This window comes from Roseovarius sp. TE539, from assembly GCF_003298505.1.
In the GTDB taxonomy this organism is placed as follows: Bacteria; Pseudomonadota; Alphaproteobacteria; order Rhodobacterales; family Rhodobacteraceae; genus Roseovarius.
Genome location: NZ_QNGB01000003.1, coordinates 189518 through 215465, shown reverse-complemented (window position 1 = coordinate 215465; position 25948 = coordinate 189518). Strand labels below are relative to the sequence as shown.

Genomic DNA, 25948 nt, shown 5'->3' with positions numbered 1-25948 from the left:
GGGCGACATGCCGGAACTGAGCGATATCGAGATATTCACCGGGCCGGGCTGTCGCCACTGCGAGGCGGCAAAGGAGTTGCTTCGCGCCCGCGGCCTGCCCTTCGCCGAGCGGGACGTGAGCGACCCGGAGGTCATGTTGGAACTGCGCGAGAGGCTGCCGCAATCCAAGACCATCCCTCAGGTCTTTGCCAACGGTGACTACCTTGGCAATGAACAGGATCTGCGTGAACACCTCAATGCCTGAGCGCCTGCGCCCCGCCCGTGCCGGGCGGGGTTCCCATCGGGCGGGTTGAGCGGCCGTTCAAGGCAGACGGGAAAGGGCATGACGCCTCCCGCCGGATCAGCGTCCCAATGCCGCCACGGCATCATGCCGCGGACATGTCACGAGATGATCGTTGACCATCCCGACGGCCTGCATGAATGCGTAAACGATGGTCGGCCCGCAGAACCGGAACCCCTCGGCGCGCAGATCCTTCGAGATGCGCGCCGACAAGGCTGTCCGGGCGGGCACCTCGGCCAGCGTGGCAAATCGGTTCTGCACCGGCTTTCCGTCCACGTAACGCCACAGGAATTCGTCGAAGCCCCGGCTGGCCTCGATGCGTTGCCAGGCCCGCGCGTTTCCGATCGTGGCCTCGATCTTGCCTCGATGCCTGACGATGCCGGGATCGTTCAGCAGACGGGCGACCTCGGCTTCGCCCCAGCCGGCGACGGCGTTCGGATCGAAGCCGGAGAAAGCGGCGCGGAAATTGTCGCGTTTGCGCAGGATCGTGATCCAGCTCAGCCCGGCCTGAAACCCGTCGAGAACCAGCTTTTCCCACAACGCCCTGCTGTCATGTTCGGGCACGCCCCATTCCATATCGTGATAGGCCTCGTAAACGGGGTCCTGTCCCACCCATCCGCATCTTTCCATCCATCAGCCCTTTCTGACCGCAGCCGGATCGTTCAATTTCTAGGATTAATCACTCATTAGCCTGCCCGAGTCACCCTCCGCCATCACTCACGGAGGGTATGATGGGCCAGCAGCGCAGGCGAAAATGGGCGGATATCCCGGCCGGGCAGGACAGCCCTCTCAACGCCGCCCTCACACGGCGCGACGACTCCGTCATCGAAATGGTGGAAGCGGCTGTCCGCCATGGCGAGGTGATGCTGGCCTTTCAGCCTGTGGTCGCAGCCGGACACACGGGGCGCACTGCCTTTCACGAGGGGCTGATCCGGGTGCTCGACAGCACCGGGCGCATCATTCCCGCACGCGATTTCATCGACTCGGTTGAAAACCTCGAAACCGGTCGCGTGATCGATTGCCTGGCGCTTGAAAAGGGGTTGAGAACGCTGGCGGACCACCCCGGCCTGCGCCTGTCGGTGAACATGTCGGCACGCTCCATCGGGTATGCGCGATGGATGCGGATACTGCGCCGGGGTCTTGATGCCGATCCGACCGTTGGCGAAAGACTGATTCTCGAGATCACCGAAAGCTCGGCCATGCTGGTGCCGGAACTGGTGACTGGTTTCATGAAAGACCTTCAGAGGAGGGGTATCTGTTTCGCACTGGACGATTTCGGAGCCGGCAACACGTCGTTCCGGTACCTTCGTGACTTCTACTTCGATATTCTCAAGATCGACGGTCAGTTCATCCGCGGCATTGCCGCGGACCCCGACAATCAGGTGCTCACCGGGGCTCTCATGGCGATTGCACGGCAGTTCGACATGCTTTGCGTGGCCGAAAGCGTTGAACGGGCCGACGATGCCGCCCACCTCACCAACGCGGGGATCGACTGCATGCAGGGCTATTATTTCGCAGCTCCGACCGTCAACCCGGACTGGATGTCAGATTCCGCGCGGCGGATCCGGGCCTGAGCGGACCGGCGCGCCAAACCCGGAGTTGTGATCTTCGCCCCATTGCCGCGCTGCAGCATTTCTGCTATGCGTCCGGCAAAGGTAAGGGGGGCATTCCGGGCATGCAAATCTTGTACGCCCCATCCCGGCCCGGAAATCTTGTGGAGGAGATACCATGACCAACGTAGTAATCGCATCGGCGGGCCGGACGGCCGTCGGATCTTTTGGCGGTGCATTCGCAACAACACCGGCGCATGACCTTGGTGCGGCGGTCCTTGAAGCCGTCGTCGAGCGGGCCGGCGTGGACAAATCCGAAGTTTCCGAGACCATTCTTGGCCAGGTTCTGACCGCGGCCCAGGGCCAGAACCCGGCGCGTCAGGCTCATGTCAATGCGGGACTGCCCATTGAAAGCGCCGCTTGGGGCATCAACCAGGTTTGCGGGTCGGGCCTCAGGGCCGTGGCCCTTGGCGCGCAGCATATCCAGCTTGGCGATGCCGATATCGTGGCAGCGGGCGGCCAGGAAAGCATGACACTGAGCCCCCACGCCGCGCATCTGCGTGCCGGACACAAGATGGGCGACATGAAGTATATTGATACGATGATCCGCGATGGCCTCTGGGACGCCTTCAACGGCTATCACATGGGCCAGACCGCAGAAAACGTCGCCGAGAAATGGCAGATCGGACGTGAACAGCAGGATGAATTCGCGGTTGCCAGCCAGAACAAGGCGGAAGCCGCCCAGAAGGCCGGCAAATTCGACGACGAGGTGGTTCCGTTTACTGTCAAGACCCGCAAGGGCGATATCGTCGTCGACAAGGACGAATACATCCGCCACGGCGCGACCCTGGAAGCCATGCAGAAGATGCGCGCGGCTTTCACCAAGGATGGGTCGGTGACGGCGGCGAACGCCTCGGGCCTCAATGACGGCGCCGCGGCCACCCTACTGATGAGCGCGGATCAGGCCGAGAAACGCGGCATTGAGCCGTTGGCGCGCATTGCCTCCTACGCCACCGCGGGCCTTGACCCCTCGATCATGGGCGTGGGGCCGATCCAAGCAAGCCGCAAGGCCCTGGAAAAGGCCGGTTGGTCGGTCGATGACCTTGACCTCGTCGAAGCCAACGAAGCCTTCGCCGCGCAGGCCTGCGCGGTCAACAAGGACATGGGATGGAACCCGGATATCGTGAACGTCAACGGTGGCGCCATCGCCATAGGCCATCCGATCGGCGCCAGCGGTGCGCGCGTTCTCAACACCCTCCTTTTCGAAATGCGGCGGCGCGATGTCAAGCGCGGGCTGGCCACCCTGTGCATCGGCGGTGGCATGGGCGTGGCGATGTGCCTGGAGCGCGGATGAGCCACAGCAGCGCCGCAACGCTGCGGGATCGGTGGGGCGTCGTGACCGACGCCCCGATTTCTTGCCCGACCTGACGATTCCGGCGCGCAATAATATTGCCCGACCATTCATGAAATAGTAACAGCATTACTGAGCCAGTCGGCGATCGCCGTCGACGCAACAAGATGACAGGAGAATTGACATGGCAAGAACCGCACTCGTCACCGGTGGCAGCCGCGGCATAGGCGCGGCAATCTCGAAGGCGCTCAAGGCGGAGGGCTACGATGTTGCAGCAACTTATGCCGGCAATGACGAGAAGGCCGCCGCCTTCACCGAGGAAACCGGCATCAAGACATACAAATGGAACGTCGCCGATTACGCCCAATCCAAGGCCGGGATCGAACAGGTCGAGGCGGATCTCGGACCCGTCGACGTGGTCGTGGCGAATGCCGGAATCACCCGTGATGCGCCTTTCCACAAGATGACCCCCGAGCAGTGGACCGAAGTGATCGACACAAACCTCACCGGCGTTTTCAATACAATTCATCCGGTCTGGCCCGGTATGCGCGAACGGGGTTTCGGCCGGATCGTGGTCATCTCCTCGATCAACGGCCAGAAGGGCCAGTTCGCACAAGCCAACTATGCCGCCACGAAGGCCGGTGATCTGGGTATCGTCAAGACACTTGCCCAGGAAGGGGCGGCCAAGGGCATCACCGCCAACGCCATCTGCCCGGGATATATCGCCACCGAGATGGTGATGGCGGTGCCCGAAAAGGTGCGTGAGGCGATCATTGGCATGATCCCGGCCGGCCGCCTTGGCGAACCCGAGGAAATCGCGCGCTGCGTCACTTTCCTTGCCTCGGATGACGCGAGTTTCATCAACGGCTCCACCATTTCCGCCAATGGCGGGCAGTTCTTCGTCTGAAAAAGTCGACGATCAGGCGGAAACGAAGGGCCGGTCCGCGAACCGGCCCTTTTCAATTGCGGCATCGGGCAATCATCTTCCGGGGGATACCCCCGAAATGACGCGGCGCCATAACCGTCCGAATGCTTTTCCACGTGCAGCATGAGCAGCGGCATAGGCGGCACGGGTGCGGGGTGTCGCGGGGGCTTCGATCATCGTGAATCTCCTTGACGGCATCATCATTTCCGATCTCAATATGCGCTTGCCCGTGCGCCCGAACAAACGAGACTTTCTTACCCTTCACTCAAGTGATACTTAACCGAAATGTCGAAACGCATGCCGCCTCTCACCGCACTCCGGGCCTTTGAAACCGCTGCGCGCCACATGTCGTTCCAGAATGCTGCGGCGGAACTCAATGTCACGCCGGCCGCGCTGTCATTCCAGATCAAGTCCCTTGAGGAACATCTCGGGGCGCCCCTGTTCGTCAGGGGCAACCGTTCGGTTCGACTGACCGAGGCCGGCCGCGTGCTTGCCCCCGGAACCAAGGACGGGTTTGAGGCGCTTGGCGCTGCCTGGAGGGCAGCGTACCGCGTGAACGATCATGCCTCGCTTACTGTGACGGCCGGCCCGGCCTTCACGGCCACATGGCTGGCGCCGCGTTTATACAGTTTCGCGCGCGCGCATCCGGATATTGAATTGCGGCTCAGCGCCGGGCTGGGGCTTGTCGATCTGACCCGGACCGAGGTTGATGTCGCGATCCGCTTCGGGTACGGGCCTGACCCGCCCGAACTCTATTCCGAGAAGCTGCTGGATGACTGGGTCACACCGATGATGACCCCCGAGATGGCCCGACGCCACCCGACCCGGGCCTCCCTTTCAACAGCGCCTCTCATCCATCAGGAGGACATAGATTTCCTCGATCCGCCCTGCGACTGGCCTGCATGGTTCCGTGCCGCCGGCCTTGCCCCCAGGGATTGGACCGGTCAACGTTTTTCCCAGGCCGATCATGCCATCGACGCAACCCTTTCGGGCGCGGGAGTCGTGCTTGCCCGGGTCAGCTTCGCCACCCGTTTCCTGGCCGAGGGGCGCCTGGTCGCACCATTCCGCCCGGCGCTCAGGACACTGGCGCATTATCGTTTTCTATGTGCAAGAGGCTCTGAAACCCGGCCTCAGATCGCCGCGTTCCGTCACTGGCTTGTTGAACAGGTCGCGCAGGCCGCGGATCACGAGTCAGATCATGACCTGATCGACCCGCACGATGTCCACATCACCTAGGCGTTTACAGAAAGCCGTTCTATTTCTTCCTTGAGTCGCAGTTTCTGCTTCTTCAGCTCGGCGATTTCCAGATCGCTGGAGCCCGGAGAGCGTTGCGCTTCTTCCACCTTTTCCGAGAGCGCATGATGTTTCTTCTTCAGTTCCTCGATATGCGAACTCAAGTTCATGGACAGTCTCCTCTCTGATGAAATCCGAACATCATGATTGCATCATAAAACTGTCACGCTGTCACGCTGCATGCGCAGCATCGACGGCTGAAAAATGCCACCAATTGCATATGACCCGAAAATCAGAAATGCAGCGCGGCACCGTCGCGCAGGATCGCGGTGGTCTGTGCGGTATAGTCATCCCGATCGCCATCATGTGTTTCCCCATCGTGAAGCACCCAGGCATCCAGAAGCCTCGGGGCCGCCCGTCCGCCCTTGCGTGTCCGCAGCAGAACCAGCCGGGCCGCCCGTCCCCGCCGGGCAAGGACCGGCAGTATCTCGAAGCTGCCCAATCCGGCCGCGCTGACAGCAGCCATGAGGTCCGGCAGCCTTTCCGCACGCTGGATTACACTCACATGACCGCCAGGCAGGGTGCGACGTGCCGCCGCACACATCCAGTCATGCAATGGCGTCGGTCCGGCAAGGGCCGATTCGCGGCCCGCGTCATGTGCCGTGGTCCCCGCCGCCCGATCAAGATATGGAGGATTGGCAACCACATGATCGAATCGACGCTGTTTGAGCACTTGCGGCATCTCCGCCAGATCGCCGGTGACAACCTCCATCGCGATGTCGTTGCGCTTGGCGTTCCGGCGGGCAAGATCGGCATAAAACGGTTGCAGCTCCAGTCCGGCCAGATCGAGCCCCGGAACCCGGGCCGCAAGACAGAGCGCAGCCGCTCCTGCCCCGCACCCAAGATCCAGCACGGTTTGTCCGGTTCGTGCCGGCACAGCCGCAGCAAGAAGAACCGGATCAATCCCCGCGCGATACCCCTTGCGCGGCTGTGAGAGGCTGATCCGCCCACCCAGGAATTCATCGACACTCAGCCTGGCGGGACCATCATTCATCAATCTCGATCCCGTTATCGGTCAAGGCCCGGCGGGCGCGGGTGTAATCGGCATCGGCGACCATGATCCGGCGGGGCAGAATCCCGATCGACCCTTCCAGCACGCTCATATTTACGTCCATCTCAAAGCAGTCTATATCCTCGCCCTGAAGCAGGACCCTTACGAAAGCCAGCGTTGCCGGATCATTGCTGCGCATCAAGTGTTTCATGGGGATGACTTAAGCACAGGCGCGTCCCTTGTCGAGCCAAGGTCGGGAGTTTGATGGGATTGGACCAAGCCGTTTCTAAGCCACATGAGCGTCTTGCCTCGCATCTTGCGGGAAAACTGGATGCAGTGAACAGCCTCATCGCGGAACGCATGGCGTCGCGTCATGCGCCGCGCATTCCGCAAGTCACGGCCCATCTCATCGACGCCGGCGGCAAGCGCCTGCGCCCTATGCTGACGCTCGCGGCGGCTGACATGTGCGGATATTGCGGCGATCATGACGTGCGCCTTGCCGCGACGGTCGAGTTCATCCATACCGCAACGCTTTTGCATGACGATGTGGTGGACGAAAGCAGCCAGCGGCGCGGGCGACCGGCCGCAAACCTCCTGTGGGACAACAAGTCCAGCGTGCTGGTCGGTGACTACCTTTTTTCCCGTTCCTTTCAACTGATGGTCGAAACCGGGTCGCTTCGCGTGCTGGACATACTTGCCAACGCGTCGGCCACGATCGCCGAAGGCGAGGTTCTGCAATTGAGCGCGGCGCGTGACCTTGCCACGACCGAGGATATCTATCTTCAGGTCGTGCGGGGCAAGACGGCGGCGCTCTTCGCCGCGGCGACCGAGGTCGGCGGTGTCATTTCCAGCGCGACCGATGATCAGGTGCGAGCTCTTTCCACCTATGGTGACGCACTCGGGGTCGCCTTCCAGATCGCGGATGACCTCCTCGATTATCAGGGGGACAGCCGCGCGACCGGCAAGCGCATCGGTGATGATTTCCGGGAACGCAAACTTACCTTGCCTGTGATCAAGGCGGTTGCCGCCGCCGATACCCGGGAGCGCGCCTTCTGGGTCCGCACAATCGAGAAGGGAAAACAGGCAGATACCGACCTCGAAGAGGCACTGTCACTTCTGCACCGCCATGACGCTCTGGAAGCCACCCGCCGCGATGCTCTGGCCTGGGCCGGGCGTGCCCGTGACGCCATTTGCACGCTTCCCGGCCACCCGGTGCGGTCGATGCTCGAAGATCTCGCCGGGTACGTGGTGGCGAGGCTCAACTGATACAGGCCAATGATGGTCAGCCGGACGCGTTCAGGCGGGCTGTCTTCACCCACCAACTCGGAAATTGTTCGCGCAGCCTGCCTTCAGCCGAGGCCGCGGTCTCCGAATCATTGTAGATGCCGAAGCAGGTTCCGCCCGATCCCGACATTCTCGCCAGAAGGCATCCCGGCGTCGCCTCCAGAGTGGAAAAGACCTGCGCGATCACGGGTTCAGCGTCAATCGCGGCCTCCTGCAGATCATTCCGCATCTCCTTGAGCCATCCCGCAAGGCCGGACGCGTCCAGACCTTCGGGAAGGTCGTCGGGCATGGCCGGGTTCCGATGCTTTTCGAGGCGGCGAAAAACTTCGACCGTCAAAACCGGAACATTCGCGTTGACCAGCACAACATGCAGCATCGGCATGCCGTCCACGGGTTCGACCCGATCCCCAAGCCCGCGCATCCGCGCCGTGCGCGACAGCAGGCAAACCGGAACATCAGCCCCGATTTCCAGCGCCGCACCATCGGGCACCGGACGTCCGGAAAGACGCGAGAGCGCTCGCAGGGTCGCTGCCGCGTCACTGGATCCGCCCCCGATACCGGCGGCCGGCGGCAGGTTCTTTTCCAGTCTTATATCGGCGCTGACGCCCATCATCCGCGCCGCGCGCATGACCGTGTTCGTGGCATCGCCCGGCACGCCAGAGGCCATCGGCCCCTCGACGGAAAGCCAGGTCGTCTCGGCAGCCGCGGCCGACACGCGATCCCCGATATCGGCAAACATCACCAGTGAGTCCAGCTCGTGATACTCGTCGTCACGCCGCCCGGTGACATGGAGCGTCAGGTTGATCTTTGCCGAGGCGAAGGATTCAACTGTCGTCATTGGAAACCTTCAGGGGGCCTGCGCCCTCCTCTTCCAGAACCCGGTCAAGCCCGACCTCGAGCTTGCGGCGCATGCGTGCCGGATCCACGTCCGGGGAGGGATCATCCTTGTTCACGAATGAAAGGGCCCGCTTCCACTGAAAGCGGGCTTCGGTCTTGCGTCCGACGGCCCACAGAACATCGCCCAGATGGTCGTTGACCACGGGATCGACTGGCATCAGCTCGGCGGCGCGTTCCATGTGGCTGATCGCCTCGTCGTAGCGGCCCAGCCGGTAGAGCACCCAGCCCAGGCTGTCGACGATATAACCGCTATCGGGGCGCGCGGAGACGGCACGTTCGATCAGCTCCAGCGCCTCATCCAGCTTGGTCTTCTGTTCGACCAGTGAATAGCCAAGGTAATTCAACACTTGCGGCTGGTCCGGCTCCAGCTCGAGCGCGCGACGCAGATCGGTTTCGGCCCGGTCCCATTCACCAAGCCGTTCGAAGCTGATCCCGCGCACGTAATGCACGAACCACTGGTCCGTTCCGCGTTCCTCATAAAGATCCAGAGCCCGGTCATAGGCTTCGACGGCTTCCTCGAACTGCTTGAGCTGGCGGTGCAGATCACCGAGTGACACATGCACCGGCGGCTCATCCGGTTGAACTTGGGCAAGCTGTTCCAGAACCTCGACTGCGGCATGCACCTTGCCCGACCGGCGCAGCGCTTCGGCACGACCCAGCTCTGCGCTCTGAAACTTGGGATGGTCGCGCGGAATGCGCTTGTAAGCCTTGACCGCGAGGTCGAACCTCTCCAGCGCCTCCAGCAGTTCGGCCGACATCATCCGCGCGTCCATGTGCGACTCGCTGAGATATTCCGCAACGCGCGCATAAAGCAGCACGTAATCCTCTCCGGCTTCGGTCATCAGGGCCCGCCCGAGGGAATAATAAACCTCGGCAATTCCTTCGACAGCGCCGGTGATACGAGAGAACGGAATCCGCTCGCCCCGGGCAAGGCGCGCCCGCAACGCCGCAAGCTCGGGGTCAAGGCTGGCCCCGAATGTCTCGTCGATGACCGTGATGGCCTCGTCGTTGCGCTCAAGCTGGCTCAGTACTTCGGCCCATGCCATTGTGCCCCGCCGGGTCGTCTGCATCGGCCCTTCGGCATCGCCGGAAAAAATGGCGTCGGCGGCCTCGAAATCACCAACCGAAGCCAGCGCGAGCGCCTTGTGATAGATCGCGAAACTGTGCAGCCCACGCTGCGTGGCCACGTCGTCGAAACGATCCAGCGCCGTGGTCATGTCACCTTGCCCCAGGGTTGCCCACGCCGCCAGAAGCCCGTCGCCCAGTTGCCCGATGCCGCGGTTGTCGTCGATCCGGCGCAACACAGCGTCGAAGTCGCCTTGCCTGGCTTCCTTGCCCATGAGAACCATATGCCCGACCTGGCTGCGCAATCCGGCCTCCTCGAGACGCCGCGCAACCGGAAGCGCAAGATCGAACCGACCCAGAGAAACCTGTGCCAGAACCGTGCTTTCGAGGATGGCCGGATTCGCCGGATCATCGGCAAGGGCGCGGGTGTAGTATTCAGCCGCGGCTGCGAAATCGTGGACGTAACGGGCCTGCCGGGCGGCAAGATAAGCGCCGGCGGCCGGATCGGCCAGAACCGGCGCGCCGGTGCCCTGCAGCAAGGCGGCCGCTGCGAGAACGGCAAGAGGTCGGAATTTCAAAGCGGCAGCCCCCGGTTTTCAATTGATCACCGGCGGAACCTAAACCGCCACCACCTGCAAGGCAATGCACGCGGGGCATTTCCGCCCTCCCGGGCGCGCCGTTTTCACGCAGGCGTTACATGTTGGGGTAGTTCGGCCCGTCCCCGCCCTGCGGCGTCACCCAATGGATATTCTGGCTGGGATCCTTGATGTCGCAGGTCTTGCAATGCACGCAGTTCTGGAAATTTATGACGAAACGCGGCTCCTTGCCCTCTTCGCGGACGACCTCGTAAACTCCGGCCGGGCAGTATCGCTGCGCGGGCTCCGCATATTCGGGAAGGTTCACCGAAATCGGCACATCCGGATCTTTCAGGGTCAGGTGCACCGGCTGGTTTTCCTCGTGATTGGTCATTGAATAGCTGACATTGGTCAGCCTGTCGAAGCTCAGTGTTCCATCGGGTTTGGGATAGTCGATAACCTTGTGCTTGTCGGCAGGTTCGGTCGCCGCGGCGTCCGATTTGCCGTGCCCAAGAGTGCCGAACAGCGAAAAGCCCATCGTGTTGGTCCACATGTCGAGGCCGCCAAGGGTGAGGCTGGCGGTCAGGCCCCACTTGGACCACATCGGCTTGACGTTGCGGACCTTCCTGAGATCATTGCCGATGGCACCTTCGCGCACCTCGGATTCATAGGCCGCCAGTTCGTCGCTCGCCCGGCCGGCTTCCAGCGCCTCATGCGCCGCCTCCGCTGCGGCCTTGCCCGAGAGCATCGCGTTGTGGTTGCCCTTGATGCGCGGCACGTTGACCATGCCCACCGAACAGCCCAGAAGCGCAACACCCGGTGCAACCATCTTCGGCATCGACTGCCAGCCGCCCTCGGAAATCGCGCGGGCGCCGTAGGCCACGCGTTTACCGCCCTTCAACAGGTCCGCCACCATCGGATGATGCTTGAACCGCTGGAATTCCATGTAGGGATACAGGTGCGGGTTGCGGTAGTTCAGGTGAACCACGAAGCCCACGTAGACCTGATTGTTTTCCAGGTGATAAATGAAGGATCCACCCCCGGCGTTGCCGTTCAGGGGCCATCCCATCGTATGGGTGACACTGCCTTCACGGTGCTTTTCGGGGTCGACCTCCCAGATTTCCTTCATACCGAGGCCGAACTTCTGCGGCTCCTTGCCTTGGGAAAGGTCATATTTCGCGATCAGATCCTTGGCCAGACTGCCGCGCACGCCTTCGCAGATGAACACATACTTGCCGTGCAATTCCATGCCCGGTTCGTAGGACGGCCCCGGCGTGCCATCGGGGTTCAGCCCGAACTCGCCTGCAACCACGCCCTTCACATTCCCGGCCTCGTCATAGACCATCTCGGAACAGGCCATGCCGGGGAAAATCTCGACACCCAGTTCCTCGGCCTGTTCGGCCATCCAGCGGCACACATTGCCCATGCTGACGATGTAGTTGCCGTGATTGTTCATCAGCGGCGGCATCGGGAAATTGGGCACGCGGATCCGCCCCGCCTCGCCCAGCATGTAGAAGTTGTCGTCCTTGACTGGGGTGTTGAGCGGCGCGCCCTTTTCCTTCCAGTCGGGGATGAGCGCATCCAGTCCACAAGGATCAAGCACCGCGCCCGACAGGATATGCGCCCCCACTTCCGAGCCCTTTTCCAGCACCACGACCTCGCGATCGGGATCAAGCTGCTTGAGACGGATCGCGGCGGACAGGCCGGCCGGACCGGCGCCCACGATCACCACATCGTATTCCATCGCTTCACGCGTTGCGTCTGACATTCTGCATCCTTTCCCCGGGCTTTGCGGCTGGCTTTCGGGTTGCGCATCTGGTTAGCGCGGCCTCCACCGGAAGGTCAATTCAAACACGACGTAAAACACCGGCGAAAGCGGCAATTCCAGTCCGCTGACCGACCGCGGACGCATCAGCTATTGCATCGGCACGTGCGCTCGGGGCAATCTGTCGCGACAATCGCGAAACGATGCCGCGCGCGGCGGCTCCCTTGCCCGCGCGCCGCCAGACGAGTGGACGACCAGAATGGAAAAGATCCCGATGACGCGCGGTGGTCACGCCGCGCTCGAGGCAGAATTGAAACAGCTCAAGTCCGAGGAACGCCCGGCGATCATTCGCGCGATTTCCGAGGCGCGTGAGCACGGCGATCTTTCCGAAAACGCCGAATACCATTCCGCCAAGGAAAAGCAGTCCTTCATCGAGGGCCGCATCAAGGAGCTGGAAGGCGCGATCAGCCTCGCCGAAGTCATCGACCCCAAGGCACTTTCGGGGCCGATCAAGTTCGGCGCCACGGTCACGCTGGTTGACGAGGATACCGACGAAGAGAAAACCTGGCAGATCGTCGGCGAATACGAGGCCGATATCGACAAGGGGCTGCTGAACATAAAATCGCCGATTGCACGGGCCCTTATCGGCAAGGAAGAGGGCGACAGCGTCGAGGTGCGCACGCCGGGCGGTGAAAAATCCTATGAAGTGCTGAAGATAGCCTATACCTGACAGGACCCCGCAATGTCCGAGAACGAGGGTTCCCCTCCCACCCCGCTGGGCATCTACGACAAGGCCCGCAAGGACCGGATAACGGCGATCGAGGTCACGGCAATCGTTTTGTCGGTGATCTGGCTGGTCGCTTCGGGGGCGTATTTCATACTGGCCGGGCCCGCGGTTTCCTTCGACGCGCGGGGCTCGACCCTGCAGTTCCTGCTGACGATGCTGGTGGTCTTCATGCCCGTGGCGATGATCTGGGTCGCGGCGATGGCGGCCCGGGCAAGCCGCGTGATGCGCGAGGAAAGCGCGCGCCTTCAGGCCGCGATCGACGCCATCCGCAAATCCTACATTGCCGAACAGCGCAACCGCACCGCCACGGAGGAACTCTCCGTCAACCGGAAGCTGGACGAAATCGCGGCGGCACAGCGCAAAACGGAAACGGCGCTCGCCACCTTCTCGTCAACCCGCCGCCCCGCTCCGATGCGGTCCGCGCCGCCGCCCGCAACGGCAACGACGGACGGCGAGGACCAGGTTGATCTTCCATTGGGAACCCCGTCCGAGGAACTTGGGCCACCACTTGAACGGCCCGATTTCATCCGCGCCTTGAACTTCCCCGAAACCGCCGAAGACAAGGAGGGTTTCGCGGCCCTGCGCCGGGCGCTGCGGGACCGGCCGACCGCGCAGCTCGTCCGCGCGGCGCAGGACATCCTCACGCTCATGTCTCACGATGGCATCTACATGGACGATCTCCGCCCCGATCCGGCCCGTCCCGAAATCTGGCGCCGTTTCGCCAATGGCGAACGCGGGCGCGCCGTGGCCCCTTTGGGGGGGATCCGCGACCGGTCCTCGCTGGCCTTGACCGCGGCGCGGATGAAGAACGATCCCATCTTCCGCGATGCCGCACATCACTTCCTGCGCCGCTTCGACCGAATGATCAGTGAATTCGCCGAGACCGCCACCGATGCCGAAATCGCCGAGCTGTCCGACACCCGCACCGCGCGGGCCTTCATGCTTCTCGGAAGGGTGACCGGAACCTTCTCGTGACCGTGTCGGCAGGTATCGCGATCTACGCCCGGGGTCAGGGCCGGATCAGCGCCGCATAGGGCAGGAACCGAACCGCATCGCCCGGCGCCACGTCCTGCGCGGGTTCGCCCAGTTCCACAAGACCCTCGGCCCAGCTCAACCCGCTGATCCGCCCGGATCCTTCCGAGGCGAAAACCTCGATCCGGCCGTCGCGGAGGCGCGCGCGAAGATACTCGCGACGCCCCGGCTTCTTCGACTTTGCGAAACCCGCGGGTACCGCCAGGGCCTGCGCTGCCCGCCAGCCCTCCCCGGCTAACACCCCGAGTGCGGGGCGCGCGAAGATCAGCGTGCAGACCAGCGCCGCAACCGGGTTGCCCGGCAGGCCGAAGACAGGCGCGCCGTCCCACATTCCAAGCGCCAGCGGACGGCCCGGCTTGATCGCGATGCGCCACTGCGCCATGGCGCCGCGTTCGCGCAGCAGGGCCGATACGTGGTCCTCATCGCCCGCCGACGCGCCACCGGAGGTCAGGATCGCATCAGCATCCTGCGCCGCATGGTCAAGTGCGGCAGCCAGCTGCGCGCGGTCATCGGGGATGCGTCCCATGTCGACGGGTACGAACCCCGCCTGCCGCATCAGCGCCAGAAGCATCGGCCGGTTGGCATCGAAGATCTGCCCCGGTCCGGCCTCGCCGCCCGGTTCGACCAGCTCGTCCCCGGTCGACAGCACAGCGACACGCAATCGCGTTCGCACCCTCACGCGGCCCACGCCAGTGGCCGACAGGAGCGCCAGATCGGCGGGCGTCAGGGCGCGGCCCGCCTCCAGCAGCGGCGCGCCCGCCTCCACGTCCTCGCCAGCCTTGCGGGTGTTGGCGCCCGCCCGGATGCCACTGCGAAAGGCGATCTCGCCCGCGCCGCGGGTCACGTCCTCCTCCAGAACCACGGTATCCACCCCCGCGGGCAGGGCGGCGCCGGTGAGGATGCGGATCGCGTGGCCGGGCGTCACGGTGCCGGCGAAGGGCGCCCCGGCGGCGGCACGCCCCCCGACCAGCGGCAGAACGGGATCCTCCGGCGGCAGGGTGCCATGGGCAAAGCCGTACCCGTCCACAGCGGCATTGGCGGCGGGCGGATTGGCCCGTGCCGCCACCACCTGCCTCGCAAGGACCCGCTCGGCGGCTTGCGTCACCTCGATCTCCTCCACTCCCGTCACCGGGCGCAGCCGTTCGCGCAGCATCGCCAGCGCCTCTTCCACCGGTGTCCAGTCGACCCCTGCGGGCAGCGCGAAGCAATCGTCGCGCAACGGGGGCGGTCTCAAGGGCTCATTGCTGGCTTTCATAAATTCCTCCTCATGCCCGCCGCCCAGCACCCAGGCTTCCTCGGCCGCCTCGGGCGGCAGGTCCGTCATCATGCGCCCGAGCCGCGACGCGGGCAACCGTGCAAGCGCAAGGGCGAGCAGACGCACCTGGTGCGCGTCGCGGATCCCGCCCGCTGCCTCGGCGCGCTTCACCTCCCGCTCGATCAGGCCCGGCCAGGTCTCGGCCAGCACAACGCGCGCGCCCTGCCAATCCTCAAACGGCCATGCAGCGACCCCGTCCATGCGCCGCAGGCGCGACAGCATCGGCAACCCCATCAGGATCTGGCTGCCGACGGTCGGATTATAGCAGAGCTGGAAGCAACTGCTCGAGGTGCGTGCAACGCGGTCGCATGTCCGCTTCTCGGGCACCTCAGCGTAAACGATATCCTGCTTGCGATACGGGATGCCAGGCCAGCGGTCCCCGTGGGTCTTGCCCCAGAGCGGGCCGGGGCCATCAAGGGCCGCATTCATTTCCTCGGCCACGTCGAAGCGGTTGTTCACCCCATCCTCTGAGTCGGTGATGCGCGCGGCAAGCCAGTCCCACAGCAACAGGGGATCGTCCGACCCGGTGAGCCGACGTGCAAAGCCGCGCGGATAACCGAAGGGAAAATCGAAGGTGGCCAGCAATCGCCGCCCGGCTTCCATCTCCTGCCCGAATATCGCGGCAATGCGTGCCTCGGCCTCGATCCGGCTGCGGCAATAGACCGGCGCCTGCGGCTCACCATCCCTGACAAGCCCCATCCAGATCGCATCCCTGGACGGCCTCTCGGGCGCGCGTTTGCCCGCCGCCGACCAATCGACGACCAGAACGCTGTCGAACCCTGTCAAGGCCCCGCCTCGGCCAATACGAAATCGGCGATCCCCGCGGTATCGTTCAGGTCGAAAACCGGGCGATCGAGATCGAGCGGCACATCGCTGGCCACCGCGCGGATCGTCTGATCCCCGGGTGCGATCAGCGCATTGCCCGCCTCGGCGCGGAAGGTTTCGATCTTGGGATGAGGCGCGCGCTTGTAACCCTCGATCAGCACCAGATCGACCGGGGAGAGCCGCGCCAGAAGGGCATCGAGATCGGGCTCGGGGGCATCCCGCAGCTCCTGCATCAGAGCCACCCGCCGCCCCGAGGCGAGGATCACTTCCCGCGCGCCGGCCACGCGGTGGCGGTGGCTGTCGGTTCCGGGCTGGTCCACGTCGAAGGCGTGATGGGCATGCTTGACGGTGGACACCGTGTATCCCCGCGTCGTGATCTCGGCCACCAGCCGTTCCATCAGCCCGGTCTTGCCGGAGTTCTTCCAGCCCGCCACGCCGAAGAGCTTCATGCCTGCGCCTCCAGCCGCCGGCGCGCTTCTTCGAGGTCCTCCGGCGTGTTGACGTTGAAGAAGGGATCGCCACCGTCATCGAACAGTGCCTCGCGCCCGCCATGCGGCTCGGTCCACAGAACGACCTTGCGCAATCCTCCGGTCAGCGCGGTACGCAGGTCTTCACGCAGCGCCACCGGCCACAGCCCGAAGGTGGGGTGCCGGATCAGGCCGTCCCGGCTCATGGATCTGGTCTCTTCCGTGCCGCGCGGTGTAGCCGCCAGGGCCAGCGGATGCGCCATGTCCCCGGCGGCCAGTTGCAGCCGGGGCACCAGATCGCAGGGGAAGAACGGCGTGTCGGCGGCCACCGTCACTACGGCCTCCGCTCCCTCGCCCGCTGCCCAGTCAAGCCCGGCCAGAACGCCGGCCAGCGGTCCGGGATGCTGGCCGACCGAGTCCGGCAGGACGGGCAGTCCGAAGGGTGCGAACCGCTCCGGATCGCCATTCGCATTGATCGCCAGGCCGTTCACCTGGGGCGCCAAACGATCTATCACCTGATCCATGATCGTGCCGTGGCCCAGCGGCAGGAGCCCCTTGTCTCCGCCACCCATCCGGGTTGCCAATCCGCCGGCCAGAATGACGCCAAGCGGTTGGGTCATCCTGCGGCACCGTGCCCTGCCCCGGACGGAAATCCTTTCTCCGGAACCTCTTCCACAACGCGCTTCACGATCCGTGCCGCCCATGATTCGCGACAGTTGCCGGTCTTCGCCTTCATGCTCCTGCCCCCTTGCGGCGGTGTTTGCTGTCCTCTTCGGGCACACCCGACGGATCGACATCGCGAAGCAGCCGATCCTCGCCGCTCAGGCAAATGAACCGTTTGCCGCGCATCCGACCGATCAGCGTCAAGCCGACCTGCCGTGCGATTTCGACCCCCCAGGCGGTGAAGCCCGAACGCGAGGCCAGCACCGGGATGCCCATGAGCGCCGTCTTGATCACCATCTCCGAGGTCAGCCGCCCGGTCGTGTAAAGCGTCTTGTCGGCCGAACCGACCCCTTCGGTCAGCATCCAGCCGGCGATCTTGTCGACCGCGTTGTGGCGCCCCACGTCCTCCATGTAGACCAGAGGTCGTGCGCCGCGGCACAAGACCGTGCCATGGATCGCACCCGCCTCCAGATACAGTGAAGGCGTCCGGTTGATCAGGCTGGCCAGGGTGTAAAGGTCCGATGTCCGCACCTTGAGGTCCGGCAGGCGCACATCCTCCAGCCCTTCCATCATGTCGCCGAACACGGTGCCCACAGCGCAGCCGGAGGTACGGGTCTTCTTCTTCAGTTTCTCCTCGTAACTGGTCTGCCCGTCGGTGCGCACGACCACGGTTTCCAGATCTTCATCATGATCAACCCTCTGAACGGTCTCGCCGTCGCGCAGCATGCCCTGATTGCGCAGAAAACCGACAGCAAGGTATTCGGGATAATCCCCGATGGTCATCGCGGTCACGATCTCCTGCCCGTTGAGGAATATGGTCAGCGGCCGTTCCTCCACCACCGACGCGGAGATCCGCGCGCCCTCATGATCCACACCTTCGACCAAACGGGTCAGGCGTGGCGCCTTTGGATCAGGGGCGATGATGTAGCTGTCGTCGAAATCCTGGCCGGGCAATTGAATCTCCTGAAGCGCGTCGGTATGGAGGCCGCGGGGCGTACCCCCAATCTAGGATCTCCCGATGCCGACCGAAACCGTCAAATCCGTCTACTGGAAAGGCGTGCGCGACGCAGCCCCCTTCGTTCTGGTGGTGGTGCCTTTCGCGCTGCTCTTCGGGGTGGTGGCCACCGAGGCCGGGCTGAACGTGGTCGAGGCTCTCGGGTTTTCGGTAGTGGTGATTGCCGGTGCGGCACAATTCACGGCACTTCAGCTTCTGGTCGATGACGCGCCAACACTGATCGCCATCGTTTCGGCGCTGGCCGTCAACCTGCGCATGGCGATGTATTCGGCCTCACTCACGCCGCATCTCGGGGCCGCTCCGCTCTGGCAAAGGGCGCTCGTGGCCTATTTCACTGTCGATCAGAGTTACGCCTGTTCGGTCTTCGCGTTCGAGGCCAACCCGCATTGGACACTGCGCCACAAGCTGGCCTACTTCTTCGGCTGCGTCTCGCCAATTTGCCCTTTTTGGTATCTGGCCACGCTGGTCGGGGCACTGGCGGGCTCGGCGATGCCGGATTGGCTGGCGCTGGATTTCGCGGTGCCGATCACCTTCCTGGCCCTCACGGCACCGATGTTACGCACGCCGGCCCACATGGCCGCGGCGCTGGTTTCTGTGGTCACGGCCCTGGCCCTGTCGTTTCTTCCCTATAGTCTCGGGCTCTTGGTGGCGGGGCTGGCGGGCATGATGACCGGCGCCGGGACAGAAGTGCTTCTCGAACGCCGGGGGATCCGCACATGATCGAGACACCGACGCTCTGGTTCGTCATCGCCTGCCTCGGTCTGGGGAGTTTCGCGCTGCGGTTCGTCTTTCTCGGCATGATCGGCGACCGGCCGCTGCCGCCCTGGGTACTTCGGCACCTGCGTTACACCGCGGTGGCCGTGTTGCCCGGGCTGGTCGCCCCGATGGTGGCCTGGCCCGCGGCCACCGGCGGGCAACCCGACGCGCCACGCCTTGCCGCCGCGCTGATCACGATCGGGGTCGGCCTGGCGACACGGAATGTCCTCGCGGCCATCGGATCGGGCGCTGCCGGCCTGTATTTCGGGCTTTATCTGGCCGGGTAGCGCCGACAATGGGCGGCAATCATTCCGCCGGAACCGCGGCGCGTGCGACCTTGTCGGGATCCCAGTCCGCGAGCACCTTGCTGTTGTCGTCGCTGTCGTATTCGTAAAGCTCGGAAACACGCACTTCGCCAAGAGTCGCAAACTGTTCCGAAAGGCGCCTTGGATACCAGGTCGGTTTCACCTTGCCGGGATACAGCCCTGCCAGGATCACCGACGTGCTGCGCGAACATTGTGCCGAAGGCACCGCGCCATAGGCCTCGGCCGCAGCGATCGCACGATCTGCCATTTCCGGGGAAACCTCCAGCTCCTGTACGCGCACATGGTATGTCTTGCGCGCGTGATAGCGGGTATAGACATCGGCCACGGGGGGCGTGATCCCGTAAAGCACATCGCCGCTTTCGGGCACGACCTTGGACTGGTTGAACGATCCCGCAGGATCGAAGATGACCCGCTGACGCCCGTTGATCATCAGGGAGGTGTGTGCGCCGGCGCCGGTGCGATTGTTGAGCATCGTGTACAGCGTGAGTTTCGCCGGACCGTCATGGGTGTAAGCGGCGCGCGCCACCTCTTCCGGCGGGGACTCGACAGTCTGTGCCGCGCAACCGGCCAGACCCGCAAGCGCGCAAAGCGCCAGAAACCAGATACGCATGCCGTTCTCCCGTCGAGGCCCGTGGTCAGGCGTTGACCATCGCGATCAGTATCAGCAACAGGATGCAAATGCCGGCGACCCATGCAGAGGCCTTGACGAACCCCTCGAAGGTCTTCTCTTGAGCGGTGGTGTCCATCTCGCCGTGCTTGTGCTCCGCCATGGGATCTCTCCCCTTTCCTGCTGTTCGTCCGAATTGCGCGAGTCGGTTACTGCATTATCCCGTGGCTGTCACGCGCTTTGAGGGCCGCATCGAAGGAACGGCGTCAGGGTGTGTCCTCTTGCCCCGCTTCGGCCCCATCCAGATCCGCGGCCAGCCGGAAACCGATCCGCACAGGCGCCTCGGCCTCGGCCGGTTTGGGCACCGCGCGCAACAGCACGCTGAGCTGGCTCACATGCTGGATCAACTGGGTCCTGGCGCCGGTCGCGTCGCTGCCGTAGAAGGTGACGATATCCGGGTCGAAATACCCCATGCCCTCGATCCTCAGGACCCCGGCATCGCCGCCGGCAAAGCCCATCGCGATTTCATGCGCATTGTCCAGCGTCTTCTCGAAGTTCTGGATGTAGAGGACCAGGCGTTCATAGGCCCATTCCGCGGCGCTTTTCTGGGTCACCTTCCGGGACTTGACGGTTTTCGTGTCGGGGGCGCCCTGCGCCATGTCGGGATCGGAATGAACCTCGTGGCAATGCGGTTCATCGGGGCAGCGGCCCGCCGGCCCATCTTCGTTCCTAGCCATCGGCATCCTCCGTGCTCTGCCACAACCATGCACCATCCGCACGGCGGCGGCGCGACACTTCTCCAGCCTGATGCAGATGGTTGAGATGCGCAACCGCCTCCACCATCGCCAACCCGTAAACACCGTGATTGATCGTGCGTTTGAAAAGCGGGGCGAAACACTCGCACGCGGTTCTCGGCGTGGCAAGATGCGCACGCAGCCGGTTGAGCGCCCCGTGATGGTTGTCGATCAACTGCCGCATCCGCACCGGCAGCCCGGTGAAAGGGCGCTTGTGGCCGCACAGCACAAGATGATCCGCATGTGCCAGTTGCGCCAGACGGTGGCACGCCTCCAACCAGTCCGACAGGGGATCGGCCTCGGGCTCCGTCGGGTGGACGCCGATATTGGGGCTGATCGACGGGAGAATCTGATCACCGGCCAGCACGAGGTTGTCGTCGCGGCTCCACAGCGTCAGATGCTCCGGCGCATGGCCGTTGCCCATATGCACATCCCATTGCCGCCCGCCGGCGGACAGCGTGTCGCCCTGACAAACCCGTCCGTATCCCACCGGCAGGGGGTGGCAGTTGTCGGCGAAATTGTAAGGGCGCTCATGACGGCGGGTTTCCAGGACCGCCGGGTCCATCCCCGCGCTGCGCCAATAGGCCATCGCCTGTTCGGTCGGGCGTTCCTCGACATCCAGGATAAGCATCCGGGCCATCAGCCACGCGGTGCGGCTGGTCACCAGTTCGGCGCCGAAACGCGCTATCAGCCATCCGGCCATGCCAACGTGATCCGGGTGATGATGGGTCAGGATGACCCTGCCCACCGGCCGGCCTGCCAATGGTCCGTCGAGGATGGCCTCCCAGAGCCGCACCGACCGCCCGGTATGGAGGCCCGTATCGACGATGGTCCAGCTGTCGCCCTCGTCAAGCGCATAGACATTCACATGGTCCAGCGCCATCGGCAGCGGCAGACGGATCCACAACACACCCTCGGCCACCTCTGTCGCCTCGCCGGGGCCGGGCGGATCCTCCCAGGGGTGTCGCATTACGGCGCTCGATCCGTCCATCAGGCCCCCAGGTCTTCAAGTGTAAGGGCATAGAGGTCATCAGCCCCGGATGTGGCATGAGCCAGAAGCGATACATGCTCGGGCAGCAGCCGCGTGATGTAGAACCGCGCCAGACGCGTGCGTGCGCCTTCTCGCGCCTCGGCCATGGCCGCAAGCAGGTGATAATGCCCTCCCAGCACCCGCGCGAAACCGCGCAGGTAAGGGACCGCGCCGGCAAAGCGCTGGTTCATGTCCTTTTGCGCCAGCATCCAGTCCACCGTCTCGCGCAGCGTCTCGCCGGCCTGCCAGACAGGCTCGGCCAGGTCGGGAAACCGTTCGCGCGCCGCCTCGGCCTGCGCCTCGATCTCGTCCAGGATCGCGTGGGCGGCCTCGCCCCCGTCCGACAGTTTCCGCGCAACGAAGTCCATCGCCTGAATGCCGTTGGTGCCCTCGTATATCGCCGTCACCCGGACGTCGCGGAGGTACTGTGCCGCGCCGGTCTCCTCGATATAGCCCATGCCGCCGTGAAGCTGCATGCCGGTATTGGCCACCGCGATCCCGGTATCGGTGCCGAACGCCTTGGTGATCGGTGTCAGGAACGCGGCGCGCGCGGCCCATTTCGCGTCGCCGGTGGCGGTCTCCATGTCGATCGACGCCGCACATGCCAGAGCGATTGACCGCGCCGCGGTGATCTCGGCCCGCATCGTCGCCAGCATGCGCCTTACATTGGCATGGTCGATGATCGTCCCGGTGCCCTTCTCGATCAGGCTGCGGCCCTGCTTGCGGTCCATCGCGTAGGCCAGCGCGTGCTGATAGGCGCCCTCGGCCACGCCGATCCCCTGCACGCCAACCCCGAGGCGCGCATTGTTCATCATCGTGAACATGGCGCGCATCCCGTCATGTTCCTCACCCACCAGCCAGCCGGTCGCACCGTCATACTGCATCACAGCCGTGGGCGATCCGTGCAGCCCCATCTTGTGTTCGAGGCTGACCACCCTGAGGTCATTGGCCCGGCCCGGCGCGCCGTCCTCGTCAGGCAGATACTTCGGCACCAGAAACAGGCTGATCCCTTTTGTGCCCGGCACCCCGTCCGGGAGACGCGCCAGCACCAGGTGGCAGACATTGGTGGTGAAATCGTTGTCACCCCAACTGATATAGATCTTCTGACCGCTGATCGCGTAGGTGCCGTCTCCGTTGGGTTCTGCCTTGGTGCGCAACGCGCCCACATCGCTGCCGGCTTGCGATTCGGTCAGGTTCATCGTCCCGCACCATTCGCCGCTGACCAGCTTGGGCAGGTAAAGCGCCTTGATCTCGTCGGACGCGTGATGTTCCAGAGCCTCGATCTGACCCTGCGTCATCAGCGGGTTGAGCTGGATCGACAGGCAGGCGCCGCTCATCATCTCGTTGACCGCCGTGGTCAGGGTCATCGGAAGGCCCATGCCGCCATGCGACGGATCGGCACCGATCGACACCCAGCCGCCATCCGCGATTGCGCGGTACCCCTCGTCAAAGCCCGGCGGCGTGCGCACCACGCCGTTCTCAAGCCGGGCGGGATGCGTGTCACCCACCCGCTGCAGCGGGTCGAGCACCTCTTCGCACATGCGCCCGGCCTCGGTAAGGATCGCGGCGGTGACATCCGGTGTCGCCTCGGCGAAACGGTCGGTGCCTGACACCGTGGCAAGATCCGCCACGTGGTCGAACAGGAACCGGAACTCCTCTACCGGTGCTTTGTAGGGCATTTCTTCCTCCCGGGGCGCCGTGCGGACAGCACACGGCTTGGATTCGCTGGCCGCCCCTAGTATGTGTGCCTTCTGTCCCTAACCTAGACAGCCGTGCCCTTCCAGCAACGAAAACGTAACGTAAGACAAGCCCGTGCCACCGACCGCCGAAATCCTGCGCCCGGATGCCCCGGGCCTTGCCCGCGCAACCGCTGTCCTGACGGGGGGTGGGCGCGTGGCCTTCCCCACCGAAACGGTCTATGGTCTGGGCGCGGACGCGCGGCAGGGGCAGGCCGTGGCCGGCATCTTCGCGGCCAAGGATCGGCCGCGCTTCAATCCCCTCATCGTGCATGTCGAAACCGTCGCGGCCGCGCGGAATCTGGTGGAATGGTCCGGAGCGGCCGATATCCTCGCGCAGGCCTTCTGGCCCGGTCCGCTGACACTGGTGCTGCCGGTGCGGCCCGGGGGCGGGCTTTCGGAACTTGTCACGGCAGGGCTGCCCTCGCTGGCGGTGCGGGTGCCCGCCCACCCTGTGGCGCGGGCGCTGCTCGGGGCGTTCGGCGGGCCGGTCGCGGCACCGTCGGCCAATCCATCGGGGCGGATCAGCCCCACCACCGCGGCCCATGTGCTGGCCGGGCTTGATGGGCGGGTCGAAGCGGTCATGGATGGCGGCGCCTGCGACGTCGGAGTCGAATCCACCATTGTCGGACTGACCGGTGCGCCGGTGCTGCTGCGCCCCGGCGGCCTGCCGGCCGAGGCGGTCGAGGCGGCACTCGGCCATCCGCTGACGCGGCGCGCGGCCACCGCACCGCTTGACGCGCCCGGACAGATGGCTTCGCACTACGCGCCCGGCGCCACGCTGCGCCTCGATGCCACGACGCGGCAGCCCGGTGAGCTGTTGCTGGGGTTCGGAGCAACGGATTGCGATCTCAACCTGTCCGACACGGGCGACCTGACCGAAGCCGCGGCCAATCTTTTCGGGCATCTGCACACTCTGGATCGGCGTGGCGCGGCGCGGATCGCCGTGGCCCCGGTTCCTCAGAACGGACTCGGCCTTGCGATCAATGACCGGCTGCAACGCGCGGCGGCGCCGCGCCCCAGGGCCGACTCCGAAGTCTGACCACGCGAGAGCCCGCTTGCGACCGGATCGGGCCCTGATCAGGCCCTGCCGCCATCGGCCGAAAGCGCCAGCGCGCTCACCCCGATCGCCGAAAGCGCGGCCTCCCACTTGTCCCTGTCGGGCCGGTCGAAAACCAGGTCCGGCGAGGCATCCGCCGTCAACCACCCGTTCTGCGCGATTTCCGCCTCCAACTGCCCCGGCCCCCAGCCGGCATAGCCAAGTGCCACAAGGGCCCGGGCCGGCCCCCGGCCCGCGGCCATTTCCTCGAGTATGTCCAACGTCGCGGTCATGGCGAAGGTTTCGTTCACCTCCAGCGTCGAAATGGCCGAACTGTAATCGCCCCCGTGCAACACGAAGCCGCGCGCATGCTCGACCGGACCACCGAAATGGACCGGCAATTCGCGCGCTCCGGGTCCGCGCTCCAGCGACAGCTGCTCCAGAAGCTCGCGCAGCGTCAGATCGGTGCTCGGCTTGTTGACGATCAGCCCCATCGCCCCGTCCGGGGAATGGGCACAGACGAATACGACGGCATTTCCGAATCGCGGATCGCCCATGCCCGGCATCGCGATCAGCAGCTTTCCGGTCAGATCGAGATCCTGCGTCACGCGCATCTCCGGTTCGGCGTTTCCATCCCCCCGAACATGGGGCGCAAAGCGGTCCAGTGCAAGCACGCCGTCGTCGCATGTACCCGGGTCAAAGTCTGACGTGATCGTGGGAAAGTGAATTGGCATTTCAGGTCGGATGCGCCATGTCGGGATCATGATACGACGACTGATCGCGACCTGCCTGGCGCTCGGCGCCCTTTTTGCCACCCCTGTACAGGCCAACGCGCCGCCGGGCATGCTGGAGGCACGGATACTGCCGGGCTGGCGTATGGCGGACGGGCGGCACATGGCCGCCATACACATCACCCTCAAGGACGGATGGAAAACCTACTGGCGGGCGCCGGGCGATGCGGGGATTCCGCCGGCCTTCGACTGGCGCGGCTCGCGCAATCTCGACGGTACCGCCATCACCTGGCCCGCGCCGCGGCGCATCGACCAGGGTGGACTCCTCACGTTCGGCTACCATGACGCGGTCACGCTTCCGCTCACCGTGACCCCGTCCCGCACGGGGCGCCCCGTGCGCCTTGAAGGGGTGCTGGAAATGGGAGTGTGCAAGGATATCTGCGTGCCGGTGCGCCTGACGGTGGCCGCCGATCTCCCGCGTGATGTCACCCGGCCCGACCCGCGCATCGTCGCGGCACTGGCTGAACGTCCGCTTTCAGCCGGCGAGGCCGGGGTCTCAAGGGTTTCCTGCCGGCTGCGCCCCATCGAGGACGGCCTTGGCCTGGTCGCCGAAATCACCATGCCGTCGGCCGGCGGGGACGAACTGGCGGTGATCGAAACCGCTGATCCCCGCGTCTGGGTGGCACGGACCACGGCCATGCGGCAGGGTCCGCGCCTGATCGCCGAAACCGAGCTTGTCCATGTCGAGGGCCGGTCCTTCATGCTGGACCGGTCGGGCCTGAGGATCACGGTGCTGGGCCGCGATCACGCGGTCGATATCCGCGGCTGCGCCTCGTCCGGCTGATCGGG

General features: G+C 64.6%; 29 protein-coding genes. 12 read left to right on the top strand and 17 right to left on the bottom strand.

Annotation, left to right across the window (positions count from 1 at the left end; genetic code table 11):
* Positions 1 to 7 precede the first annotated feature (7 nt).
* Positions 8 to 244, top strand: coding sequence for a glutaredoxin (locus DQW77_RS03455; RefSeq protein ID WP_113256781.1), 237 nt, complete (start codon positions 8 to 10; stop codon positions 242 to 244).
* 96 nt (positions 245 to 340) lie between these two features.
* On the opposite strand, the gene DQW77_RS03450 is transcribed toward DQW77_RS03455, so the two are convergent.
* Positions 341 to 910: a DNA-3-methyladenine glycosylase I gene (locus tag DQW77_RS03450; RefSeq protein WP_113256780.1), complete on the bottom strand. Its 570-nt coding sequence runs from the start codon at positions 908 to 910 to the stop codon at positions 341 to 343.
* Between the two features lie 101 nt (positions 911 to 1011).
* On the opposite strand from DQW77_RS03450, the gene DQW77_RS03445 reads away from it, so the two are divergent.
* From DQW77_RS03445 to gcvA, 4 genes are all read left to right on the top strand, one after another.
* Positions 1012 to 1854 carry an EAL domain-containing protein gene (locus DQW77_RS03445; RefSeq protein WP_113256816.1) on the top strand — a complete coding sequence of 281 codons (843 nt, stop codon included), beginning with the start codon at positions 1012 to 1014 and terminating at the stop codon, positions 1852 to 1854.
* 154 nt (positions 1855 to 2008) lie between these two features.
* Positions 2009 to 3184 (top strand): acetyl-CoA C-acetyltransferase, encoded by a 1176-nt coding sequence (locus DQW77_RS03435; protein WP_113256778.1) that lies wholly within the window; start codon positions 2009 to 2011, stop codon positions 3182 to 3184.
* A 181-nt stretch (positions 3185 to 3365) separates the two neighbouring features.
* The gene (phbB, locus tag DQW77_RS03430; RefSeq protein WP_113256777.1) at positions 3366 to 4088 is read left to right on the top strand and encodes an acetoacetyl-CoA reductase; all 723 of its coding nucleotides are present in this window, start codon (positions 3366 to 3368) and stop codon (positions 4086 to 4088) included.
* Positions 4089 to 4391: 303 nt separating this feature from the next.
* Positions 4392 to 5342 (top strand): transcriptional regulator GcvA, encoded by a 951-nt coding sequence (gcvA, locus tag DQW77_RS03425; RefSeq protein WP_113256776.1) that lies wholly within the window; start codon positions 4392 to 4394, stop codon positions 5340 to 5342.
* Here the strand turns inward: gcvA and DQW77_RS03420 are convergent.
* From DQW77_RS03420 to DQW77_RS03410, 3 genes are all read right to left on the bottom strand, one after another.
* Positions 5339 to 5509 carry a YdcH family protein gene (locus tag DQW77_RS03420; RefSeq protein ID WP_113256775.1) on the bottom strand — a complete coding sequence of 57 codons (171 nt, stop codon included), beginning with the start codon at positions 5507 to 5509 and terminating at the stop codon, positions 5339 to 5341. The genes gcvA and DQW77_RS03420 overlap by 4 nt on opposite strands.
* 122 nt (positions 5510 to 5631) lie before the next feature.
* Entirely contained in the window at positions 5632 to 6393 is a 762-nt protein-coding gene (locus tag DQW77_RS03415) for a tRNA1(Val) (adenine(37)-N6)-methyltransferase (RefSeq protein WP_113256774.1), read from the bottom strand.
* Complete coding sequence (locus DQW77_RS03410) at positions 6386 to 6601, bottom strand: DUF2007 domain-containing protein (protein WP_113256773.1); 216 nt, start codon at positions 6599 to 6601, stop codon at positions 6386 to 6388. Before DQW77_RS03410 ends, DQW77_RS03415 begins: the two co-directional genes overlap by 8 nt.
* Before the next feature lie 53 nt (positions 6602 to 6654).
* On the opposite strand from DQW77_RS03410, the gene DQW77_RS03405 reads away from it, so the two are divergent.
* Complete coding sequence (locus DQW77_RS03405) at positions 6655 to 7656, top strand: polyprenyl synthetase family protein (protein WP_113256772.1); 1002 nt, start codon at positions 6655 to 6657, stop codon at positions 7654 to 7656.
* 16 nt (positions 7657 to 7672) lie between these two features.
* On the opposite strand, the gene DQW77_RS03400 is transcribed toward DQW77_RS03405, so the two are convergent.
* The 3 genes from DQW77_RS03400 to DQW77_RS03390 all read right to left on the bottom strand — a co-directional run bounded on the left by DQW77_RS03400 (position 7673) and on the right by DQW77_RS03390 (position 11979).
* The gene (locus DQW77_RS03400; protein ID WP_113256771.1) at positions 7673 to 8512 is read right to left on the bottom strand and encodes a 4-(cytidine 5'-diphospho)-2-C-methyl-D-erythritol kinase; all 840 of its coding nucleotides are present in this window, start codon (positions 8510 to 8512) and stop codon (positions 7673 to 7675) included.
* A complete protein-coding gene (locus DQW77_RS03395; protein WP_113256770.1) occupies positions 8499 to 10214 on the bottom strand; it encodes a tetratricopeptide repeat protein in 1716 nt (571 codons plus the stop codon). The genes DQW77_RS03400 and DQW77_RS03395 overlap by 14 nt, the downstream gene beginning before the upstream one ends.
* 115 nt (positions 10215 to 10329) lie before the next feature.
* Positions 10330 to 11979 (bottom strand): electron transfer flavoprotein-ubiquinone oxidoreductase, encoded by a 1650-nt coding sequence (locus DQW77_RS03390; RefSeq protein ID WP_113256769.1) that lies wholly within the window; start codon positions 11977 to 11979, stop codon positions 10330 to 10332.
* Between the two features lie 256 nt (positions 11980 to 12235).
* Here DQW77_RS03390 and greA point away from each other — a divergent pair, with 256 nt between their 5' ends.
* Positions 12236 to 12706 carry a transcription elongation factor GreA gene (gene greA, locus DQW77_RS03385; protein WP_113256768.1) on the top strand — a complete coding sequence of 157 codons (471 nt, stop codon included), beginning with the start codon at positions 12236 to 12238 and terminating at the stop codon, positions 12704 to 12706.
* A gap of 12 nt (positions 12707 to 12718) precedes the next feature.
* On the top strand, positions 12719 to 13738 hold the full coding sequence (locus tag DQW77_RS03380) for a hypothetical protein (RefSeq protein WP_113256767.1): 1020 nt from the start codon (positions 12719 to 12721) through the stop codon (positions 13736 to 13738).
* Between the two features lie 34 nt (positions 13739 to 13772).
* Here DQW77_RS03380 and glp read toward each other — a convergent pair whose 3' ends face one another.
* The 4 genes from glp to fdhD all read right to left on the bottom strand — a co-directional run bounded on the left by glp (position 13773) and on the right by fdhD (position 18025).
* Entirely contained in the window at positions 13773 to 15896 is a 2124-nt protein-coding gene (gene glp, locus DQW77_RS03375) for a gephyrin-like molybdotransferase Glp (RefSeq protein ID WP_113256766.1), read from the bottom strand.
* Positions 15893 to 16384: a molybdopterin-guanine dinucleotide biosynthesis protein B gene (mobB, locus tag DQW77_RS03370; protein ID WP_113256765.1), complete on the bottom strand. Its 492-nt coding sequence runs from the start codon at positions 16382 to 16384 to the stop codon at positions 15893 to 15895. The genes glp and mobB overlap by 4 nt, the downstream gene beginning before the upstream one ends.
* Entirely contained in the window at positions 16381 to 17022 is a 642-nt protein-coding gene (mobA, locus tag DQW77_RS03365; RefSeq protein ID WP_113256764.1) for a molybdenum cofactor guanylyltransferase MobA, read from the bottom strand. Before mobA ends, mobB begins: the two co-directional genes overlap by 4 nt.
* Positions 17023 to 17134: 112 nt before the next feature.
* Entirely contained in the window at positions 17135 to 18025 is an 891-nt protein-coding gene (gene fdhD / locus DQW77_RS03360) for a formate dehydrogenase accessory sulfurtransferase FdhD (RefSeq protein ID WP_404947922.1), read from the bottom strand.
* A 58-nt stretch (positions 18026 to 18083) separates the two neighbouring features.
* Between fdhD and DQW77_RS03355 the strand changes: the two genes are divergently transcribed.
* Positions 18084 to 18800 (top strand): AzlC family ABC transporter permease, encoded by a 717-nt coding sequence (locus DQW77_RS03355; RefSeq protein ID WP_113256762.1) that lies wholly within the window; start codon positions 18084 to 18086, stop codon positions 18798 to 18800.
* Positions 18797 to 19123, top strand: a complete 327-nt coding sequence (locus DQW77_RS03350; protein ID WP_113256761.1) for an AzlD domain-containing protein — start codon at positions 18797 to 18799, stop codon at positions 19121 to 19123. Before DQW77_RS03355 ends, DQW77_RS03350 begins: the two co-directional genes overlap by 4 nt.
* A gap of 19 nt (positions 19124 to 19142) precedes the next feature.
* On the opposite strand, the gene DQW77_RS03345 is transcribed toward DQW77_RS03350, so the two are convergent.
* The 5 genes from DQW77_RS03345 to DQW77_RS03325 all read right to left on the bottom strand — a co-directional run bounded on the left by DQW77_RS03345 (position 19143) and on the right by DQW77_RS03325 (position 23272).
* Complete coding sequence (locus DQW77_RS03345; protein ID WP_113256760.1) at positions 19143 to 19772, bottom strand: hypothetical protein; 630 nt, start codon at positions 19770 to 19772, stop codon at positions 19143 to 19145.
* A gap of 25 nt (positions 19773 to 19797) precedes the next feature.
* A complete protein-coding gene (locus DQW77_RS03340) occupies positions 19798 to 19932 on the bottom strand; it encodes an aa3-type cytochrome c oxidase subunit IV (protein ID WP_113256759.1) in 135 nt (44 codons plus the stop codon).
* A gap of 103 nt (positions 19933 to 20035) precedes the next feature.
* Positions 20036 to 20506, bottom strand: a complete 471-nt coding sequence (locus DQW77_RS03335) for a DUF6173 family protein (RefSeq protein ID WP_113256815.1) — start codon at positions 20504 to 20506, stop codon at positions 20036 to 20038.
* The gene (locus tag DQW77_RS03330) at positions 20499 to 21554 is read right to left on the bottom strand and encodes an MBL fold metallo-hydrolase (protein WP_113256758.1); all 1056 of its coding nucleotides are present in this window, start codon (positions 21552 to 21554) and stop codon (positions 20499 to 20501) included. The genes DQW77_RS03335 and DQW77_RS03330 overlap by 8 nt, the downstream gene beginning before the upstream one ends.
* Positions 21554 to 23272 (bottom strand): acyl-CoA dehydrogenase, encoded by a 1719-nt coding sequence (locus DQW77_RS03325; protein WP_113256757.1) that lies wholly within the window; start codon positions 23270 to 23272, stop codon positions 21554 to 21556. Before DQW77_RS03325 ends, DQW77_RS03330 begins: the two co-directional genes overlap by 1 nt.
* Before the next feature lie 133 nt (positions 23273 to 23405).
* Between DQW77_RS03325 and DQW77_RS03320 the strand changes: the two genes are divergently transcribed.
* Entirely contained in the window at positions 23406 to 24371 is a 966-nt protein-coding gene (locus DQW77_RS03320) for an L-threonylcarbamoyladenylate synthase (protein WP_113256756.1), read from the top strand.
* Positions 24372 to 24409: 38 nt separating this feature from the next.
* On the opposite strand, the gene DQW77_RS03315 is transcribed toward DQW77_RS03320, so the two are convergent.
* Positions 24410 to 24982, bottom strand: a complete 573-nt coding sequence (locus DQW77_RS03315; RefSeq protein ID WP_113256814.1) for a YqgE/AlgH family protein — start codon at positions 24980 to 24982, stop codon at positions 24410 to 24412.
* Between the two features lie 148 nt (positions 24983 to 25130).
* Between DQW77_RS03315 and DQW77_RS03310 the strand changes: the two genes are divergently transcribed.
* Entirely contained in the window at positions 25131 to 25943 is an 813-nt protein-coding gene (locus DQW77_RS03310; protein ID WP_113256813.1) for a protein-disulfide reductase DsbD domain-containing protein, read from the top strand.
* Positions 25944 to 25948 lie beyond the last annotated feature (5 nt).